16 protein-coding genes and 3 pseudogenes are annotated in these 17,649 nt (G+C 66.2%); 6 read left to right on the top strand and 13 right to left on the bottom strand.

The annotated features are described in order from the left end of the window. Positions 1 to 109 precede the first annotated feature (109 nt). The gene (locus MXD62_RS20780; RefSeq protein ID WP_248831173.1) at positions 110 to 1,582 is read right to left on the bottom strand and encodes an NAD(P)H-quinone dehydrogenase; all 1,473 of its coding nucleotides are present in this window, start codon (positions 1,580 to 1,582) and stop codon (positions 110 to 112) included. 543 nt (positions 1,583 to 2,125) lie between these two features. Here MXD62_RS20780 and MXD62_RS20775 point away from each other — a divergent pair. The 5 genes from MXD62_RS20775 to MXD62_RS38845 are packed head-to-tail and all read left to right on the top strand — an operon-like array spanning position 2,126 to position 6,051. After that, on the top strand, positions 2,126 to 2,806 hold the full coding sequence (locus MXD62_RS20775; protein WP_248831172.1) for a hypothetical protein: 681 nt from the start codon (positions 2,126 to 2,128) through the stop codon (positions 2,804 to 2,806). 5 nt (positions 2,807 to 2,811) lie between these two features. Continuing rightward, a complete protein-coding gene (locus MXD62_RS20770) occupies positions 2,812 to 3,633 on the top strand; it encodes a hypothetical protein (protein ID WP_248831171.1) in 822 nt (273 codons plus the stop codon). An 11-nt stretch (positions 3,634 to 3,644) separates the two neighbouring features. Continuing rightward, a complete protein-coding gene (locus MXD62_RS20765; RefSeq protein WP_248831170.1) occupies positions 3,645 to 4,817 on the top strand; it encodes an acetyl-CoA acetyltransferase in 1,173 nt (390 codons plus the stop codon). Further along, entirely contained in the window at positions 4,814 to 5,839 is a 1,026-nt protein-coding gene (locus MXD62_RS20760) for a class I adenylate-forming enzyme family protein (RefSeq protein WP_251082037.1), read from the top strand. Before MXD62_RS20765 ends, MXD62_RS20760 begins: the two co-directional genes overlap by 4 nt. After that, entirely contained in the window at positions 5,836 to 6,051 is a 216-nt protein-coding gene (locus MXD62_RS38845) for an AMP-binding protein (protein ID WP_251082036.1), read from the top strand. Before MXD62_RS20760 ends, MXD62_RS38845 begins: the two co-directional genes overlap by 4 nt. A gap of 111 nt (positions 6,052 to 6,162) precedes the next feature. Here MXD62_RS38845 and MXD62_RS20755 read toward each other — a convergent pair. The 12 genes and pseudogenes from MXD62_RS20755 to MXD62_RS20705 all read right to left on the bottom strand — a co-directional run. Continuing rightward, a pseudogene (locus MXD62_RS20755) lies at positions 6,163 to 6,375 on the bottom strand (ISAs1 family transposase); the annotation flags it as partial. Between the two features lie 71 nt (positions 6,376 to 6,446). After that, positions 6,447 to 7,445: a group II intron maturase-specific domain-containing protein gene (locus tag MXD62_RS20750; RefSeq protein WP_248831169.1), complete on the bottom strand. Its 999-nt coding sequence runs from the start codon at positions 7,443 to 7,445 to the stop codon at positions 6,447 to 6,449. Beyond that, positions 7,363 to 9,141, bottom strand: a complete 1,779-nt coding sequence (locus MXD62_RS20745) for a recombinase family protein (protein WP_248831168.1) — start codon at positions 9,139 to 9,141, stop codon at positions 7,363 to 7,365. The genes MXD62_RS20750 and MXD62_RS20745 overlap by 83 nt, the downstream gene beginning before the upstream one ends. 125 nt (positions 9,142 to 9,266) lie before the next feature. Beyond that, a complete protein-coding gene (locus tag MXD62_RS20740; protein ID WP_248831167.1) occupies positions 9,267 to 9,593 on the bottom strand; it encodes a hypothetical protein in 327 nt (108 codons plus the stop codon). A gap of 313 nt (positions 9,594 to 9,906) precedes the next feature. Then, on the bottom strand, positions 9,907 to 11,187 hold the full coding sequence (locus MXD62_RS20735; RefSeq protein ID WP_248831166.1) for an IS4 family transposase: 1,281 nt from the start codon (positions 11,185 to 11,187) through the stop codon (positions 9,907 to 9,909). A gap of 137 nt (positions 11,188 to 11,324) precedes the next feature. After that, positions 11,325 to 11,668: pseudogene (locus MXD62_RS20730) on the bottom strand (reverse transcriptase domain-containing protein); the annotation flags it as partial. Between the two features lie 125 nt (positions 11,669 to 11,793). After that, positions 11,794 to 13,842 carry a recombinase family protein gene (locus MXD62_RS20725; RefSeq protein WP_248831164.1) on the bottom strand — a complete coding sequence of 683 codons (2,049 nt, stop codon included), beginning with the start codon at positions 13,840 to 13,842 and terminating at the stop codon, positions 11,794 to 11,796. A gap of 91 nt (positions 13,843 to 13,933) precedes the next feature. Further along, positions 13,934 to 14,287, bottom strand: coding sequence for a DUF6788 family protein (locus MXD62_RS20720; protein ID WP_248831163.1), 354 nt, complete (start codon positions 14,285 to 14,287; stop codon positions 13,934 to 13,936). A 33-nt stretch (positions 14,288 to 14,320) separates the two neighbouring features. Then, on the bottom strand, positions 14,321 to 14,557 hold the full coding sequence (locus MXD62_RS40765) for a DUF5372 family protein (protein ID WP_368862427.1): 237 nt from the start codon (positions 14,555 to 14,557) through the stop codon (positions 14,321 to 14,323). A gap of 10 nt (positions 14,558 to 14,567) precedes the next feature. Further along, positions 14,568 to 14,900: a hypothetical protein gene (locus MXD62_RS20715; RefSeq protein ID WP_248831162.1), complete on the bottom strand. Its 333-nt coding sequence runs from the start codon at positions 14,898 to 14,900 to the stop codon at positions 14,568 to 14,570. 595 nt (positions 14,901 to 15,495) lie between these two features. Continuing rightward, a complete protein-coding gene (locus MXD62_RS20710; RefSeq protein WP_248831161.1) occupies positions 15,496 to 15,792 on the bottom strand; it encodes a hypothetical protein in 297 nt (98 codons plus the stop codon). 72 nt (positions 15,793 to 15,864) lie between these two features. Further along, positions 15,865 to 16,347 (bottom strand): helix-turn-helix domain-containing protein, encoded by a 483-nt coding sequence (locus MXD62_RS20705; protein ID WP_248831160.1) that lies wholly within the window; start codon positions 16,345 to 16,347, stop codon positions 15,865 to 15,867. 128 nt (positions 16,348 to 16,475) lie between these two features. On the opposite strand from MXD62_RS20705, the pseudogene MXD62_RS20700 reads away from it, so the two are divergent. Beyond that, a pseudogene (locus tag MXD62_RS20700) lies at positions 16,476 to 17,535 on the top strand (IS110 family transposase); the annotation flags it as partial. Positions 17,536 to 17,649: the final 114 nt, after the last annotated feature.

Genomic DNA, 17,649 nt, shown 5'->3' with positions numbered 1-17,649 from the left:
TCATCAGGCACGGTGTGCCCACGACCACCCACCCCTACCTACTTCACGGCCGGAAACGTTCGTGGTCAGCGCACTAGCGACTAAAGATCGCTAAAGATCAAGTTAAGGTTCAGGCGGGGGTTTCGAAACCGGCGAAAAGATCTCGGGGGCGCAGGACTCGGGCCGCTTCGGTGATAGAACCAGACAAGGACGGATAGATCGAGAAGGTGCGCGCGACCTGGTCGACCGTGAGACCGTTCTCGACCGCGAGTGAAATTGAGAGGATCAGCTCACTTGCCCGGGGTGCGACGATGACACCTCCGAGCACGCTGCCGCTTCCAGGCCGGCAGAACAGCTTAACAAAACCATCCGCTATACCCATCATCTTCGCCCGCGGATTGCGCATCAAGGGCACTGTAGTGACCTCGGCGGCGATCACCCCGGAGTCCTTCATCCGCTGGGTCACACCGACGGTGGCGATCTCGGGCTCGGTGAAGATGTTCGAGGAGACGGTGCCCAGGCGCAGGGGGGTGACCGCCTCCCCCAGCGCGTGCCACATCGCGATACGTCCCTGCATCGCGGCGACGGACGCCAGCGGGAGCACGCCGGTGCAGTCGCCGGCCGCGTACATCCCGGGAACCGAGGTGCGCGACATGCGGTCGACGACGACATGGCCCCCGGAGCCGAGGCGAACCCCGACCTCACTCAGACCGAGACCCGTCGTGCGTGGCACCGATCCCACCGCCATCAGCGCGTGGCTGCCCGTCACCGTCCTGCCGTCGGTCAGTTCGACGAGCACGCCGTCGCCGATGCGATGTACCGAGGCGGCGCGGGAACGGTTGAGCACCTGGATGCCACGGCGGACGAAGACATCCTCGATCACCTGCGCCGCGTCCGGATCCTCAGCGGGCAGCACACACTCCCGGGACGAGACGAGCGTCACCTCGGCGCCCAGGGCACGGTAGGCGCTGGCGAACTCGGCCCCGGTCACCCCGGAGCCCACCACCACCAGATGCTCGGGGATCTCCTTGAGCTCGTAGAGATGGCGCCAGGTAAGGATCCGCTCGCCATCCGGTTCGCAGCCGGAGATCTCCCGCGCCGACGCACCGGTCGCCACTAAAACGACGTCGCTGACGAAGGTCTCGCCGTCGGACGACTCCACGGCATGCGGGCCGACCAGGCGGTCGGGTGGTCCGACTAGGCGGCCGGTGCCGTGCACCACCTCGACCCCCTCCCGCTCCAGGCGGCGTTCGATGTCGGCCGACTGGGCGCGGGCGAGCGTCCGCACCCGCTCGTTGACCTGCTCGGGGTCGACGGTGACTACCTCGGGCGGGGTCAGGTGGGGCCGGCTAGTCAGTTCCCAGCTGCCCGTCTCCGCCCCCGGGTCGCCGTGCGGACGCACCCCGAGCGCCGGCGCCATCGCGAAGTTGGTCATCGTCTCCGACGTGGCGATCAGGGTCTTGGATGGCACGCAGTCGGTCAGAACACACGCACCCCCGATCCCGTCGGAGTCGATCACGGTGACCGTCGCACCGAGCGAGGCGGCGACCAGCGCCGCCTCGTAGCCGCCAGGTCCGCCGCCCAGGATGACGATGCGCGTCACGTGCCCTCCCAATGCTGCCGGTCTTGTGCTCGCGGGACTGACTTGTTCGGTAGATGGGTGGTGGCGTCGAGCCGGAGCGATATCTGGCGGTCGGTCCGTGGCCGCGGGGCCGGGTTGAGAAGGGGAAGGCACTCGCCATCTAGAAGATCATTTCTTGTCGAAACGCTCGAGTCCGCACCGACCCACCTTCCGGAAATGACCAACCTGCCCGAACCCGACGGTGACCCCGAACCCACCCAACCCGCGCTTCCCATCGGAGCACTGACCGACGTACCCGTAGGTCACGGAGTGGACACTTCGCGTCATGGAAGGCAGCCTTCGACAGGTTGTCGGGCGACCACTTTCCGCCGCAACGTCAGTGGACGGTACTCGGCGGCCCCGGAGAGGGGCGCTCGACCACCCGATTTTCTTCCACGGGCTACCCCTAAGGGTGGTGAAACCACCCTTCAATTACTGAAAGCTTGTGAGCCAGTTCATGCGAAAGGTCGACGGAGGCGCCCGATGGGAATCCTTGTGTAGATCGCCACCGTCAAGGACAGTGCCATGTGGGGCTTGATGGTGTGCAGCATCGGATCGAAGTTCCCCAGCTCGCATGGCGTCTTCGGCGGCTACGGCCCCGACACCTATCCGCTGTGCAAGGTCAAGGACGTCGACATCCGCAAGGTAATGGACAACCAGCGCGACCTGCTGCGCTACACCATAGAAGAGCTCATGAACGAGTGCCCTTTCCCCGAAGCGGCCTACTCGACGCACCACATGGGCCTGCAGTTCGAGCTCGCCGACCGCGGCGAGCTGTACATGACTACCCAGGATGTCGGTGGCGGCTACGGTGACGTGCTCGAACGCGATCCCAAGCTGGTGGCTTCCGACTACCGCGACTACTTGGTGTCCATGAACACCGTGCGCGAAATCTACCATGTGGCGCTCAACCCCGAGACCGCCGCGGTGGATACCGCGGCCCGGAAGGCCGAGCGGGCCGCTCAGCTCCGGCGGGGCAAGCCGCATGCGGAGTTTGTCAAGGACTGGGTGACCGTGGCCCCTCCGGCCAACGTGCCGTTATTCGGCTCCTGGAACGACCCGAGCCTGCTGTTCCGGGGCACTCCGGAAACACCTGCCCCGCGGACGAGATCGCGCCGGTCATTATGCCCGATCCGAAGGACGCGCGGATCGCGCAGCTGCAGGACTAATGCTACGGGACTGGGAAGGATGGCGGGAGAACGATGAATGCCTTGGACGACTGGATCCGGGCCAGACGCGACACTCTGACTTGGCTGGACTGCGACCGGTACGTGTGGTCGGTCTTCGCCGGCGCACCCGGCCGCTGGTATGACGAGCCGGCTACGCTGGTAGCCGCTACCGCACAGGCACACCCGTTACTGCGGTCTGATGTGTATGCAGTCAGCGTCTTAGGTCCGTTCTCCCGCCACCTAGTCTCTGGTAGCGAGGCCAGCGCCCTCTGCGAGGCGCTGGAGCTGTCGGCGCCGCGCCGCGTGGTGGCCGACACCCTTGACGCTTTGCTCCACCAGTTCGGTAGCCGTGTCGACATCGTGCTCGACTGCCCATCACCGCGCAGCTTTCTTACGTCCGGTGTGGCGGTCGACCTCGATGCGCTCGACGACGTCGCGGCGAGCCTGCTGGAGGTGATCCGCACCGTAGCGGACCGGCCGATTCGCGGGCTGCAGATCACCTGCAATACCGCGTTCGGGCCGGACGACGACGAAGCCGATGCCTGGTCGAGCCTGCTGGCCGCTGCCGCTCACTATGGCTGGGTCACCGCGATCCGGCTGAATGATGTCACCGACCCTGATCAGCTCGACGGCACGCTGCCTGGCGACCTGCTGCTCCTTCCCCAGACGGCAGCGGATGTGCTGCCGGATGATCGTCGCCACGGTGGCGGGCTCCCGCCTGCCGTATGGACCGACACAGACGAAGCCGCACGACGTGCCGACGTGGCAGCCAAGCGAGGGCTCCGTTTTGGTGAGATTCCTGCCGACGCCCCGCCGGAAACCGTGCTGACGAGGATCAACGCACTCAGCGCGGCTGAGCATTGAAGGGATCCGATGTGGACCGCGACGATGTGGAAATCGTGGGTTGGGGTCACACTCCGTTCGGCCGTCTGTCCGACGAGACCCTGGAATCACTGATCGTCACTGCGGCGCGCGCCGCCATCGTGAGAGCAGGCCTACACCCACGGCAGATCGACGAAATCGTCGTCGGCACCTACAACGGGGGATCGCACCCGTTGGCCTTCCCCTCCTCACTCGCCCTGCAGGCCCATGACGATCTGCTTTTCGCTCCCGCTACCCGGGTGGAGAACGCCTGCGCGACGGGGTCGGCCGCTCTCGTCTCTGGGATACGTGCTATCCGATCCGGCCAGGCTTGCCGCGTGCTGGTGATAGGTGCCGAGAAGATGACCCACGCCCCCGCCGTGACCATCGGGCGGGCCCTGATCGGTGCCGACTACGACCGTGCCGGTGAGTCCACCCAGACCGGATTCGCCGAATTGTTCGCCGAGGTCGCTGAGGCATACTTCGCCAAGTACGGCGACCACAGCGATGTCCTAGCCCAGATCGCGGCCAAGAACCACCGCAACGGCGTCGCCAACCCGTACGCCCACCTGCGGTCCGATCTTGGTTACGACTTCTGCCGCACCATCGGCCCGCGAAACCCGATGGTCGCGTCCCCACTGCGGCGGACGGACTGCTGTCCGATCTCCGATGGTGCCGCCGCCGTCGTGCTCGCCGCACCCGGCAGCACTCAACCCGGACCCGCGGTGCGGATCCGCGCGATGGCACAGGCTAACGACTTCCTGCCCACGTCACGGCGCGACCCGCTCGCGTTCGCCGCCGCGCATCGTGCGTGGCAGACAGCACTGGGACAAGCCAGGATGCGACTGTCCGATCTTCACCTGCTGGAGGTGCATGACTGCTTCACCATCGCCGAACTCATCGAATACGAGGTCGTCGGTCTGTGTCCGCCCGGCGGCGGGGGTCAGGTGGTCATCGACGGCATCGTCGACCGGGATGGCAAGCTTCCCGTCAACCCCTCCGGCGGGCTCAAGTCCAAAGGCCACCCGGTCGGCGCCACCGGTGTGTCCCAGCACGTCATGGCCGTCCTGCAGCTCATTGAGCGCGCGGAAGCGATGCAGGTCCCAGGCGCCACCGTCGCCGGGGTGTTCAACATGGGCGGCCTGGCGGTCGCCAACTACGCAAGTATCCTGGAGCGCGTACGATGAGTAACCTAACCCTGAAATCTCTATTTGTGGACGCTCTCGACCGGTTCGACTCGCGTCCCGCGGTGCACTACCAGGGCCAGACCTACAGCTACGGCGAGATCGTGACCGCCGCGAACCAGCTTGCCCATCGACTCCGTAAGACGGGCGTCGGCCCGGGCGTGTCGGTGGCACTGATGATGTCCAACCGACCCGAGTATGTCGTCGCAGACCAGGCGATCCTGCGTTGTGGTGCGGTCAAGGTGGCGCTCAACGATATGCTATCGGCCAGCGAGATCGACTACATTTTGCGCGACAGCGACGCCCGGGTCGCGATTACCGATGCAGGAATGCTCTCGGCGGCACTGCACTCCGCGCCGCCCCTGCTCGACCTGGTCATCGCCGTTGCCGACCCGGAGGAGTGCCCCGATGGGGTCTTCTCATGGAGCGAGGCGCTGGCCGGGCAGCCCGACACGGTGCCATTCATTGCCCCGATTCCAGAAAATCTTGGGTTGATCGTCTACACCGGCGGCACCACCGGCCTGCCTAAAGGGGTGATGCACACCCAGCGCAGCCTCGCCTTCAACCTGCTCGCCCACGTGATGGAAATGGGGCTGCTTGACGACGAGGTGCTGTTGTTGATGTCGTCCCTACCGGACAGTGCAGGCTTCCTCCTGCAGGCGGGGATGCTCAAGGGTGCCCGGCACTTCCTGGAGAAGAAGTTCGACCCCGAACTGGTCCTGCAGCGCATCACCGCGGACCGCGTAACCTTCACGTTCATGGTGCCCACGATGATCTATCGCGTGCTCGACCGGGCGGGCGGGCGGGAACTGGACCTCAGTTCGCTGCGCACCATCCTCTACGGAGCCGCACCGATCACCCGGGAACGTCTTGAACACGGTCTCAAGGTATTCGGTCCGGTGTTCATGCAGCTCTACGGCCAGTCGGAGGCACCGATTTCATCACACGCCTGCGCCGCGATGACCACCGCCTCGATCCCGGCGGTAAACACCGCTTGGCCAGCTGCGGCCAGGCCGGCATCATGACCCGGGTCAAGGTCGTCGACGAAGACGGCTGTGAGCTGCCCTGCGGCCAGGTCGGTGAGATCGTTGCATCCACGCTCTACACGATGATCGGCTATCGAGATCGTCTCGAACAGAGCGCCACGGCGTTACATGGCAGGTGCCTGCACACCGGTGACATTGGCCGTATGGAAGCAGACGGGTACGTTACCTTCTCGACCGCAAGAACGACATGATCATCACTGGTGGTATGAACGTCTACAGCACGGAGGTGGAGAACGCCGTCGCGACCTGCCCCGGTGTTGGGCAGGTCGGGGTCGTGGGCAGGGCCTCGGCAAAGTTGTCGGTTAGCAAGCAAGCTTCATGATCGTCTCTAGTGGGCGTTCGGGGTGGCGGGCGTGGTGACGGATTCCTGCGGCGATGTTGGTGACGCGGGTCAGGCGCAGGATCGTGATCGCGAGGTTGCGCAGGCTGGCCATGACCTGGGGTGCGTTACCGGTCCGTACCTGGCTGAGGTCCTCACCGAAGGTGACGTCGCGGACCCAGCGCAGCCGGTTGTCCGGTAGCCCCGGCGCATTGCTGCGCCGGGGCCCCGTCAGAACCGTGCTTGCCACTCGTCGCGGCACACGGCTCAAGCACGCCTCAGGGGCGGGCGGGTTCCTGTTCTGCTGGTCCGGGCTGGCCGCGTTCCGTCTCCCTGCCGACGGGCGCAGCCGGTGTGGACAAGGCGGTATTTCGTCCGGTTCTCGCTGTCGGTGATGTCCGTGTAGGTCATCACCTTGCCGACGGCGGCGTACCAGTGCTCCCACTGGCTGGGGGAGTCCGGCGGGTCGCCGTCGAGCAGCAGCGGCAGACCGCACAGCGGGCAGGTTCCGTCTTGGGCGCGCATGGCGCTGAGGCGGGATTTCGCCAGCTGGGGCGGCTTTCGTCTGCGCCGCCGGTCGCTCCAGTAGCGGGCGAGGTCAGGATCGTCGGGTGAGTTCCTGCCGGTTACCGGGGCATGTCGGACGATGGGCGTCCAGGCGTACTTGTGGAGGTAGGCGCCGCTGGTGCGGTCGCCGAGGATCCACCTGTCGTTTCTGTCCGAGTTGAACGGACCGAAGTAGCGGTTGACGACCCACTTCCAACTCCTGTGCGGGTGCCTGTGGCGTATCCACTTGTAGATCAGCTGCCACAGGTGCTCGTCCAGGCTTTGATATGCCTCCTTTGATGCTCCGTTACGGAAGTAGTTCGCCTGGCCCCGGATCTTGGGATTCATGACCTGGATCACGGCGGCCACGTTGGCGCCGCGCAGGGAGCGCAGCGACTCCGCGTTTCCCCGTCGGATTCTGGCAAGCGCTTCTTTGCTGGGTCTGGTGAGTACCTTCGTTCCGCCGCCCTTGGGATGGTAGCGGCGTATGGTGAACGAGAGGAAGTCGAACCCGTCGTCGACATGACGGATCGCGGTCTTTTCCTTGTTCAGAGTCAGACCCCGTTCCGCCAGCCACGTGTCGACCTTCGCCTGCACCGCCTGTGCCTGCTCACGACTGTGGCACAGGGCCACAAAGTCATCCGCATACGTTATGACGGTTGGGCGGCCGGCCTTCACCATCCCACGGTAGTCGTACTCGACCCCTGCGGCCTCTTCCATTCCCTGAAGCGCTATGTTCAGGAGTAACGGGGAGGTTACGCCCCCAACGCACTTGGCAACCAGTCTTTCGGTCACCCTCCGTATCGGTGCTGGTGGCCGGGGTGTCGCGGTCTGATGCTCGTTGGCGAAGTGGGATGCGATGACGGATTGTGATCCTCTCGGAGCCGATGAGAACGTTCTTGACGAGCAGCCGCAGGACGCGTTGGCGGTCGGTGATCTCGGTGCTTTTCGCGTTCTCGCTCAGCTGTGACAGGAATCCCTCGAGATCGGTTGCGAGTGCGAGGTAAAGGTCGCGGTCGGCGATCTGGCTGTCAAGCGCGTCGAGCTGACCGCGGAGGTTCGCTTCGCGGGTGCGGAGTTCGGGCATTCTCGCGCGGAGCTCGTCAAGCGTGATCAGCTGTTCCTGGAACGCCTCGATCATGCGGGCGATGGCGGTGGTGGTCTTCGTGAGCGCGAGCTCGACCTGTCCGCGCTGACGCTTGGCGGGATCCGAATCACGAGCCTGGCGCAGCCGGCTGTCGATCTCGGCGCGGATGAGGGTCGGATCGCTGATCAGTTTCGTGACGTGTTCCCAAACGACCTCGTCGAGGTAGTCGGCGCGAACCGGCTTGTTCCAGCACACACGGCCATTCTCGTATCGATAGTCGTCGGAACCGAGGCACCGGTAGTAGTAGATCTTCTTGCTCGAGGTCCGTGTCGACGTGCGATAGTAACCGTAACCGCATGCCGAGCACGCTGCGAGACCCTGCAACAGCGACGGGGTCGTCTTCGTGTTGCGGGGCGCGAAACGCTTGTTCTCCTCGAGACGGGCCGCAACCCGCTCGAACACCTCCTCGCTGACAATGGCGGGCACCGGGATCTCCACCCACTCATCACGAGGCCGGTCGACGACTCTGGTCGGCCGCGGCGTCGAACGCCCCTGAATCCGCGCCACCCGATTCAGGCCAGCCGGCGTGTTGTCGACCATCGTCTTCCCGAACACCGCCGTCCCCTTGTAAGCGGGATTTCGTAGCATGGCCCAGATCACCGACCGGTCCCAGCGGTTCTTGCCGGTGCGGGTCGGCACGCCTTTCTCGGTCAGCCAGCGGGCCAGCGCCGCGATGGAGGCGCCTTCGTCGGCGTAGCGGCGGAACATCTCGGTGACCAGGATCGCCTCGTGGTGGACGATCTCGTAGCCGGCGCCGAGCTGGTCGGACCGCCGACGGTAGTGATATCCGAACGGCGCCCCGGACAGCACGTTCACCGACCCCGTCCGGGCACGGTGCGCCTTCCCGCGCCGGTAACGCTCCATGATCTGGGCCTTCTCATATTCCGCGAACATTCCCTGGAACTGGACCATGAGCTGGTCTTCCGGGCTGTCCCCGCGAGGCCCTTTAACGAACTCGACGCGGGTACCCGCCCGTGCGAACTCCTCGATCAGCAGCGCCTGGTAGGCGAACTTCCGGGCGAGCCGCTCCGGGGAATAGCACAACACCACGTCGATCCGCACCGCCGCGACCAGGTCCCGCAGCCGCTCCAGCGCCGGGCGTGTCAGCGTCGCGCCCGAATGGCCGTCGTCCTCGAAAACCCATTCAGCCGGCAACGCCGCCCCCATCTGTCGGGCGCGTTCACGCAGCGCCGCCGTCTGCGAGACGATCGTCTCGTTCTTCTTCTGCCGGTCCGACGACACCCGGGCATAAACCGCCACGTTCACCATGCGCGTCTCCTGTCTGCTGGTCCGTCTGGATTTTCAGCCGCCGCGGCGGGACCAGGACTCCATACGCGATCGACAGATCCCGGGCCACGTGGCGATCGAAAACATACTCGAGGGCGATCGCCCGCTCATTCATCCGCCGGACTTCCCGCCCCGGCTGACACGAGGCAGTCCGACAAAGCACCGGCCACGAGCGACGAAATCGTCGTGCCGCGGACGCGAGCCTCCTCGCGTATTCGCTCGGCCAGCACAGCGGGAAGCTTGACCGTGAACACCACCATCGACTCAGGCACGACCACCCGCCCACCCGCCGCCGAATCGGCGTAACGCCGGGCCTGCCGCAGCGAAACCCCAAACCGCGCAGACAGCAGAAGGGCGGCGTCCCCGATCGGAACGCCGCCCTCCAGCAGCCCCGCCGCAGCGTTCACCCGCTCGGCGTACTCACCCGCACCCACACGACGGCGATCACCCACAGGCAGATCAGTACTACCACCTGTGTCGCGACGCCACCTCGACACGCCGAGGCCGCTCCAGCCGCCGGTAGCTCAGCGTCACCTCGAACTCGAAGTTGCCAAGTGCGTTGGGGGCGTAATGATGCCGCCTTGCGGTGCAATGCCGCGTAGTTAGGCAACCCGTATGATCTTTATGTGTGGCGGGTCCGTGTAGGTGATTGTGGCGTCGGTTTTTCTCTTCGCGCGGTAGGCGTGGGTGTGGACTCTTTTGACGGCGCGGGGGCAGCTGCGGTGGCGGCGGGGTGGGTTGGGTCTTTCACGGATCTCGTTGATTGTTTCGGTGAGGGAGTTCGCCAGGTGGTGAGGGGGAAAAAGCCGCCTGGTTGGTGACCTGGCGGCGGATGACGCGCAGCGAGCGCATGAACGACAGTCTGTCGGGGTCGAGGTCGGCCTGGTCGGCGGCTTCGGTCATGAGGGCTCGGATGGCGTAGTGGGTGAGCAGGAGCGCCCAGATCTCCTGTCTGACCAGGTCGGGGGACTGCGAGCGCAGGACGGTGCCGCGTCCGCGTTGGTGGGTCTTCAGTTCGTCGAGGCTGGTTTCGAACTCCCAGCGCTGGTTGTAGGCGTCAGCGAGCTCGGCGGCGGTGGCCTCGGTGGGGTCGAGGATCGTGGTGATCAGGCAGAACAGCTCGCCGCTGCCGTCGCGGTTGGTGACCTCGTATTCGATAACCCGGACGGTGGGGCCGGAGGGTGGCTCGACGAGGGTGGATCCGCGGTGTTTCTGGACGGCTCGTCTGCGCCGGACTTTCGGGTCGAGCAGGAAGGACAGGTAGGAGCCGTCGGGGAGGGTTTGGACAACGGGTAGTTCGGGGCCGGCGGGCATGCGGAACAGCAGGTCGGCGCCGGTGGCGGCGGCGTCTTTCCAGAAGAGGAAGCTGTAGAAGCCGCGGTCGGCGATGACGAGCATGCCGGGCTCGAATCTGTCGACTAGTTTTTCGGCGAGGCGGTGCTCGTTGATGTGCCAGGAGTCGAGTTCGGCGGCGACGATCGTGTGGGTTCCGCATTCGCCGAGGCCGACAAGGCGGGCCTGCGGGAAGGGGGCGGGTCTTTTTTCGCCGCCAGAGCGGCCGAAGGCCGCGTCGTTGTCGGGGGTGTCGGGGACGTCGAGCACGAAGCCGTCGATCGCCATCAGGCGCCGGCCTCGAAGCCACGCCCCGCGGGTGCCCCGCTGCGCGCAGGGGACCGCGACGCGTTCAAACAGCACCTGCAGGGGCTCGGGTCCCAGCCGGGTGCGGGCCTTACTGATGGCACTGGTCGTCGGAACGTGCCAGTCCTTTGACCAGGATCCCAGGGAACGCAGGCCGTCCACGAGGATCCGCATCACTTCTTCGTAGCTTTCCTCGAAGAACAGACACAGTGCCATCACGTAGTAGACGACCACCCGTGCCGGCAGCAGCCTTGTTCGCTGCTCACGTTTGCCGGTATCAGCGAGCACCTCGTCGACCAGGTCCCGGTCCACCAGTCGGGTCAGTACGCCGATACCGATTCGGTCGGTCAGCCGCCCGCACGCCGGGGCGAGACCAGAAGAATCCACCACAACGGGATTCTACCGACCGGGATAGGGATCCTTATATGACACTCCGGGCACCCTCGACGATATTCGCGTACTCAAATCAGCAACGAAGATCACGAATCACAATGATCATTTTGCTGCCTCCTTAACTACGCGGCATTGCCTTGCGGTGTGCCTGTGCTGAGTCCCTGACCGTCCCGTCGGCAGACATTACGCCCGCCTTCAGGAAGGACTTTACCAGGGCTAGGACACGCTTGTCGGCGATACGTAGCCGCACCCGATCCATGACGGCCGAGTGCGTAAGCTCGTCGAAACACGCTGCGATGTCAGCCTCAAAGACCCAGTGATAGTTCCTGGAGCCGAAGGTATGGATCTCAGCGATCGCGTCCTGTGCCCGACGTCTGGGGCGGAAACCGTAACTGACCGGTTTGAAATCCGCCTCAAAGATCGGCTCCAACACCAGCACCAAGGACGCCTGGACCACCCGGTCCATCGCGGTTGGGACGGTGGCTTCATACTGCCCTCCTGCGCAGTAGTTCGTGGGATTGCCCACGTGTTCCGGTCCGATTTGACGTGTTTGGCTCGGCGGCGACGATCTGATGTTGCCAGACGGCGCCGACAGTTCTCTGGTTAGCGGCCGTGGGATGTGGTGGCCCGCCCTGTTGGGGTGAGGTGGCTCGAGCTGTTGATGCGGTTCTGGAAGTCGGCTTGGATGCGGGGGCTCCAGGGGATGCAGAGCCGGTTGCCGGCTCCGCGGCGGGCGTGGAGATGGCCGGTTTCAATCCAGTAGTAGACGACGCCGGGGTTGCAGCGCAGTCGTTCGGCGACCTGGTTGACGCTGAGTTCGCCATCGCGGTAAGGGCCGGGAGTGGGAATGTGGTGAACGTGGCGGACCCATTGCACGGCTTTGACGTCGAACGGGCGTCCGTGTCCGGTGGTGTATCCGCGTTCGGCCAGCAGGGTGACCAGTTCGTCATTGCTGGTCGTGGATCCACGTTCGCAGATCAGCGCGGCGGCCGGTGAAGGGGTGCGTTTCGCGGTTCCCGGGTGCACGGCCCGGGCGGTAGTGATCTCGTCGGTGGCGCCGGTGTGCCAGCGGATCCCGACGCGGGCTTTGCCGCGGTCGGGTTCGGGCAGCAACGTGACGTCGGCGACGAGGGTGCGTAGCAGCCGCTTGCGATCCTTGTCGCTGGTCGTGGACGCATTCCACAACGCTGGCAGATCCGTGGCAAGGGCACGGATCGAGTTCTGGTCGGGTAGGGGTGGCAGCGTGTCGCGGGCGGCAGCCAGCGCGGTTTCGGCCTCGGTAAGCGCCGCGAGTTTCTCCTCCCAGCGGTTTTCCAGGGTGCGGGTGACCAGCCTGTTCTCCGGTTCGGCGGCATGGAAGGCCCGTTCGGCGCGGTCCGCGTCATAACGGGCTCGTTCAACGGCGAGTTCGGCGGCGCGGATACCGCGGTAGTGGCGGTCCGCGACATGCCCGGCGGCGTCCAACGCGAGCGTGATCTGCCCGGGTGTAAGAGCGGCCAGCAGCGCCTCGACAACGACGTCATCAACCGTGGCCGCCGCAATGGACCGGCAGGTGGGCGTGGAGGCCTGGTCGTGCCGGGCGAGGCATTCATAAGCGGCGCGACCAGGCGTGTGGTAACGGGTTCCCATCGGCCGGCCACAACTCCCGCAGCTGATGATGCCCTGACACAACGCGAGACCTTCCCGCGCTGGCCGTTCCCCAGCATTGGTGCGGTTCGCCGCCAATTTCGCCTCGATCGCCAGATATTCCTCCCAAGTGATGTAGCCGGGATGGTGACCTTTGATGAGGACCGGCCACTGGCCGCGGGGTAGTTCGACGGTGCGGGTATGCACCGACCCGTCCGGGTTGACGGTACGACGGGATGAATACCGGCCGAACACATAGGCACCGGCGTATGCCGGGTTCTTGAGCACACCCAACGCCCGGGCATGGGTGAGCCGGCCCCAACGCAGCTGACCGGCCCATGCCCCGCCATAGGCGCGCAACGGGAATCGGCGCCCGGCGAACGCGGCGACCACTCCGAACGCCGACCCGGTCGCAGCGAACGCGGCGAACACGTCGGCGACCGCAGCCTGAACCTCGGCGTCGGGGTCGATGACCTGGCAGCGTTCGTCGTCGTAGACGTAGCCGACCGGCAGCGGGGTCCGCAGTTCGCCGCGTTCGGCCGCTGCTCGTTTCGACGCCTGCAGCCGGCCCGCCATGATGTGGAGCTCGGCTTCGCTCATAGTGGATTTCAACCCGAGTAGCAGCCGGTCGTTGAAGTCGGCCAGGTCGTAGACCCCGTCGGCGTCGATGAGCAAGGTGTCGGTGAGCCGAGCCAGTTCCGCCAACCGGGCCAGGTCCGCGTTGGAGCGGGCCAGCCGGGAAATCTCCAACCCGAAAATCGCGCCGACCTCGCCCAGACACAGCCGGCTCATCAGATAGCGGAACCCGTCCCGGTTCCGGGTCGAGGTCCCCGACAGGCCGAGATCGGTGTCGATCACCTCCACGTCCGTCCGCGCCCACCCCAACCGGACCGCCTGTTCTTCCAGGGCATATTGGCGCAGGGTCGACTCGGTGTTCTCCCGCAACTGCGCCAGGCTCGACTGGCGCAGGTATACCAGCGCGGCCCGGTCCCGATGACCGCTGCCTATCTTGTGCTCGCCGTTCACCGGCCCCTCCCAACGCCGCGACGGTCATATTCGCTAACACCACGACCGCCTCTTCCCGGGCGGGTCCGGACAACACGGCGGCGGCCACCGGTCAGACCAGCTCCCGCCGAGCCAACAGCTCGACATTGATAGCCGAAATCTCCGCCAACAACTCCTCGACCTCGCCGCCGCGCGCCACATAGCGGTGCACGATCCCCACCAGACGCGATGGGACGTAGCGCAGCCGGCCACGGTCGACCTGCCGCGGGCTGAAATAGATGTACGGCCCGTGCCCGGCGCCGCCCGCGCAGGAACAGCCCGGTTTGCCGCACCGGCGTGCCTGCTCGACCAGCGACCCGGCCAGCACGTGCTGCGCGTCGCCGAGCCGGCCCGCGAGCAGCTGCCGGCGGGCCAGAAGCTGCCGCGTGGTCAGCGCGTCGAGGCTCGCTCTCTTGGGTGGAGTCATCACACAAGACAATCGCATGACTACACACCGACATCAACGACCTTGAAGGGTGCGTGTCAGCGCGTCGAGCGCGACCAGACCCTCCACCGACAGCCGGTGGCACTGCGCAGCCGGACCGCGGTCCGTCCACCCAGCCGGCAGTGTGACCTGCCCCGACCCCTCCCGAGCGCAGACGAACACCACCCCACCCGACCGGCGCTTACTGAACAAGATGTCCAACTGGTGGCCGTGCAGGGGGTGGAAGGGATGGACGACGACCAGCGAACCCAAAGATCGACTGCTAGCCCCGGCTGTATGCCGTGACCGTCGGAATGCCGAGCCTGCGGAGTTTGCTGCTGCCCGACTTGGGGATCAACCGTTCCCTCACCGGCAGCGGGACAAATGACCGGGACTTCAACTGCTCCCGCACCTGCCCCAGAAACTCGACGACCTCGACACCCTCGGCGATGGACGCCGGGCTGACCCGGTCCACTCCGGCGGTCCGCGCACCCTTGTTGCCATGCACCCGGTCCCACGCGACGGTGAGGAAGTCCGGGTGGTGAACGAGGTTGAACACGTCATCAAACCGGCGGCCGGAATCCTCGACCGCCCAGCGGTGCAGCTTGCATTGCATCTGTCGTACCTGCCCGGCCGCCCCAGCAGGGTCCGGCCACGGCTGTTCACCGATATTCATCAGTGACTCCGATCTATGCATACCAGCTGCGTCAGTTCGCTGGGGCCCTTCGCCATGCACGAGGCTTTCCCCCGCTCGGACTACTACGGCCCCTCCGCCCCACCGTGTGGCCGTCGGCTGACGATGCGCCAACCCGAACCCGCCGCCTCTGGTCGAGCGCGACACCCTCGGGAGCCTCACGGTGGTTCCCACGTTCACTGCAAACCGATCGGCAGGTGAGGCGCCCAGCTATGCCCCTGCGACATCGCCACGGTTACGCCGCAGGCTTTCGCCGTGGCCTTCGAGGTGAGCGACCTAAACCCACCCCGAAGTTCCCAACACCGAAGTGTTGGTGCGCGTCGCAGACCAGCCCGAATCCACCGGGTTAGAGCTGGCGGGAGACTTAAGAGGCGTTAGAACACTGGTTCCTCTCGTACGCCTTCCTGCCTTGCTTGCCGGACCCGGCCCATCCGGGCAGTGCTGGACCGTCCCGGCGTTGTCGGGGCTGCTTTCCACCCTCGCCGACATCCCTCGGCTCAGGCTGCCCCCAGCTTCGTTACGCTGCTGCGACAGCACAACGGCGAAGGTCTTCCACCCCCGCTCGGTTACACAGCGCCTCGTGGCGCACGAGGTCGCCTTCCCAGTGACCGGGCTGGATCCTGTCCTGCACTTCGGCCGGCCGCTGGGTGATCAGGGTGCCGGGGTCGACGAAGCGGGTGGCGCGCTGGTCAGGGCGGCGTCGCGGGCGGCGGGACCGTCGGCGGGTGCGTAGTTTCGTGGCGGTGTCGCGGTCCAGGCCGCCGCGTTCGGGCCGGTAGAGGGCCTGGTAGATGGTCTCGGGTGCGGCCTGCATGTCCGGGTCGTCGGGGAATTCCTGCCGGAGTGCGACGCTGATCTGCTCGGGGCTCCAGCGCTGGTCCAGGCGCTACTGGACGAACTGGCGCAGCTGCGGGTTACGCCGCAGCTTCCCGTCGGTGGACCGGGCGCGGCGAGCCACTGCGCGCTGTTCGGCCTGGTGAGGGTGGTAGACCCCGGAGTGCGGGTCGCGGTTGCGGCGGATCTCGCGGCTGATCGTGGCGGGGCTGCGGCCGAGTTGGCGGGCGACCTCCCGCATCGAGTTCCCGGCGCGCAGCAGGTCAGCGAGGCGCACCCGCTCGTCCTCGGACAGGAACCGCGAGGACACCACACGCGGCTGCTGGGTGATCGGTGGGTAGGAGCGGGTTCGGCCGGCGTGGTCGGTGCTGGTGCGCCCGTAGCGCCACCGTGTTCCGGTCCTGCGGTTGATCCCGACCTCCCGGCACGCCGCCGAGTTGCTCATGCCCTGTGCCATCAGCAGAAGGTAGTGATCACGCTTGGCTGCCTGCGGCTCAGGGCCTCGCTTGCGGACGTTCCGCCGGGATCCGGTCATCGCAACACCTTTCGAGACTGGTGTTGCAACCACAGTTAGAACCCAAGCGGCTTGAGGTGGCCCCAGGCGGGGGGTGGTCCGGCGGTGGTGTGACGGCTTGGATGGGGCCAAACCAAACCGCCAGAGCCATGGAGGCCACGGGCGACTACTGGCGCGGGGCGTTCTACCTGCTGGAGGACTGCCTGTCGGTGATCCTCGTCAACGCCGCCCACGCCAAGGGCCTACCCGGGCGTAAGACCGACGTGTCCGACGCGGCCTGGCTGTGTCAGCTCGGCGAGTGCGGCCTGCTCAAAGCGTCGTTCGTCCCGCCGGAGCCGATCCGCCACCTGCGTGACCTCACCCGCTACCGCACGACGCTGACCGCCGACCGGACCCGGGAGACCCAGCGGCTGGAGAAGGAGCTCGAGGACGCCGGGATCAAGCTGTCCTCGGTGGCCACCGACATTCTCGGGGTGTCCGGGCGGGCGATGCTCGCCGCGCTGATCGACGGCGAACGTGACCCCTGAGGTGCTGGCTGGCCTGGCGAAGGCCCGGATGCGGCCCAAGATCCCCCAGCTGGTGCAGGCGCTGACCGGCAGCTTCTCCGAGCACCACGCGTTCCTGTGCCGGCTGCACCTGGAACGCATCGACCAGCTCACCGAGGCCATCACCGAGCTCTCGACGCGGATCGAGGAGGAGATGCGCCCTTTTGCCCACCAGCTTGAGCAGCTCACGACCGTCCCCGGGGTCGGGCGGACCGTCGCCGAGGTCATCATCGCCGAGACCGGCGCCGACATGACCCGCTTCCCCACCGCCGGACACCTGGCGTCCTGAGCCGGCGTCTGCCCCGGCCAGCACGAATCCGCCGGCAAACGCAGATCCGGGAAGACCCGCCACGGCAACCACTGGCTCGGCGGCGCCCTCGGCACCGCCGCGATGGCCGCCGCCCGCACCCGCGACACCACCTACCTCGGTGCCCGCTACCGAAGGCTCGCCCCACGGCTCGGCAAGAAGAAGGCACTCGTCGCGATCGAGCACTCCATCCTCACCGCTGTCTGGCACATGCTCACCAACGACACCGACTACCACGACCTCGGCGGCGACTACTTCACCCGCCGCGACCCCGAACGCGCCCTGCGCCGCCTCACCCACCAGGCCAACGCCCTCGGTTACACCGTCCGCTTCGACCCCCTCCCCGAGGCCGCCTGACCCCGGGACACGCTGCCACCTCACGTTATTTTTCGGGTCAGACCTACATCCGTCAGTAACGACGGTTGGCGTGATCAAAGATCGGTGATCTTTCCCTTTCCGGCTTGTTGATGG

The sequence above is a fragment of the Frankia sp. Mgl5 genome (assembly GCF_023242985.1).
Taxonomy (GTDB): Bacteria; Actinomycetota; Actinomycetes; order Frankiales; family Frankiaceae; genus Parafrankia; species Parafrankia soli.
Note: the sequence above shows the minus strand (reverse complement) of the source record. Positions and strands in the feature narration are given on the sequence as shown.

Bases quoted from the DNA above. Each gene is read 5' to 3' on its own strand.
- MXD62_RS20715 (WP_248831162.1), bottom strand. From the start codon at position 14,900: ATGCAATGCAAGCTGCACCGCTGGGCGGTCGAGGATTCCGGCCGCCGG.
- MXD62_RS20710 (WP_248831161.1), bottom strand. From the start codon at position 15,792: ATGCAGGCCGCACCCGAGACCATCTACCAGGCCCTCTACCGGCCCGAA.
- MXD62_RS20750 (WP_248831169.1), bottom strand. From the start codon at position 7,445: ATGGAAGAGGCCGCAGGGGTCGAGTACGACTACCGTGGGATGGTGAAG.
- MXD62_RS20705 (WP_248831160.1), bottom strand. From the start codon at position 16,347: ATGACCGGATCCCGGCGGAACGTCCGCAAGCGAGGCCCTGAGCCGCAG.
- MXD62_RS38845 (WP_251082036.1), top strand. From the start codon at position 5,836: ATGACCCGGGTCAAGGTCGTCGACGAAGACGGCTGTGAGCTGCCCTGC.
- MXD62_RS20720 (WP_248831163.1), bottom strand. From the start codon at position 14,287: ATGACTCCACCCAAGAGAGCGAGCCTCGACGCGCTGACCACGCGGCAG.
- MXD62_RS20760 (WP_251082037.1), top strand. From the start codon at position 4,814: ATGAGTAACCTAACCCTGAAATCTCTATTTGTGGACGCTCTCGACCGG.
- MXD62_RS20775 (WP_248831172.1), top strand. From the start codon at position 2,126: ATGTGGGGCTTGATGGTGTGCAGCATCGGATCGAAGTTCCCCAGCTCG.
- MXD62_RS20745 (WP_248831168.1), bottom strand. From the start codon at position 9,141: ATGGTGAACGTGGCGGTTTATGCCCGGGTGTCGTCGGACCGGCAGAAG.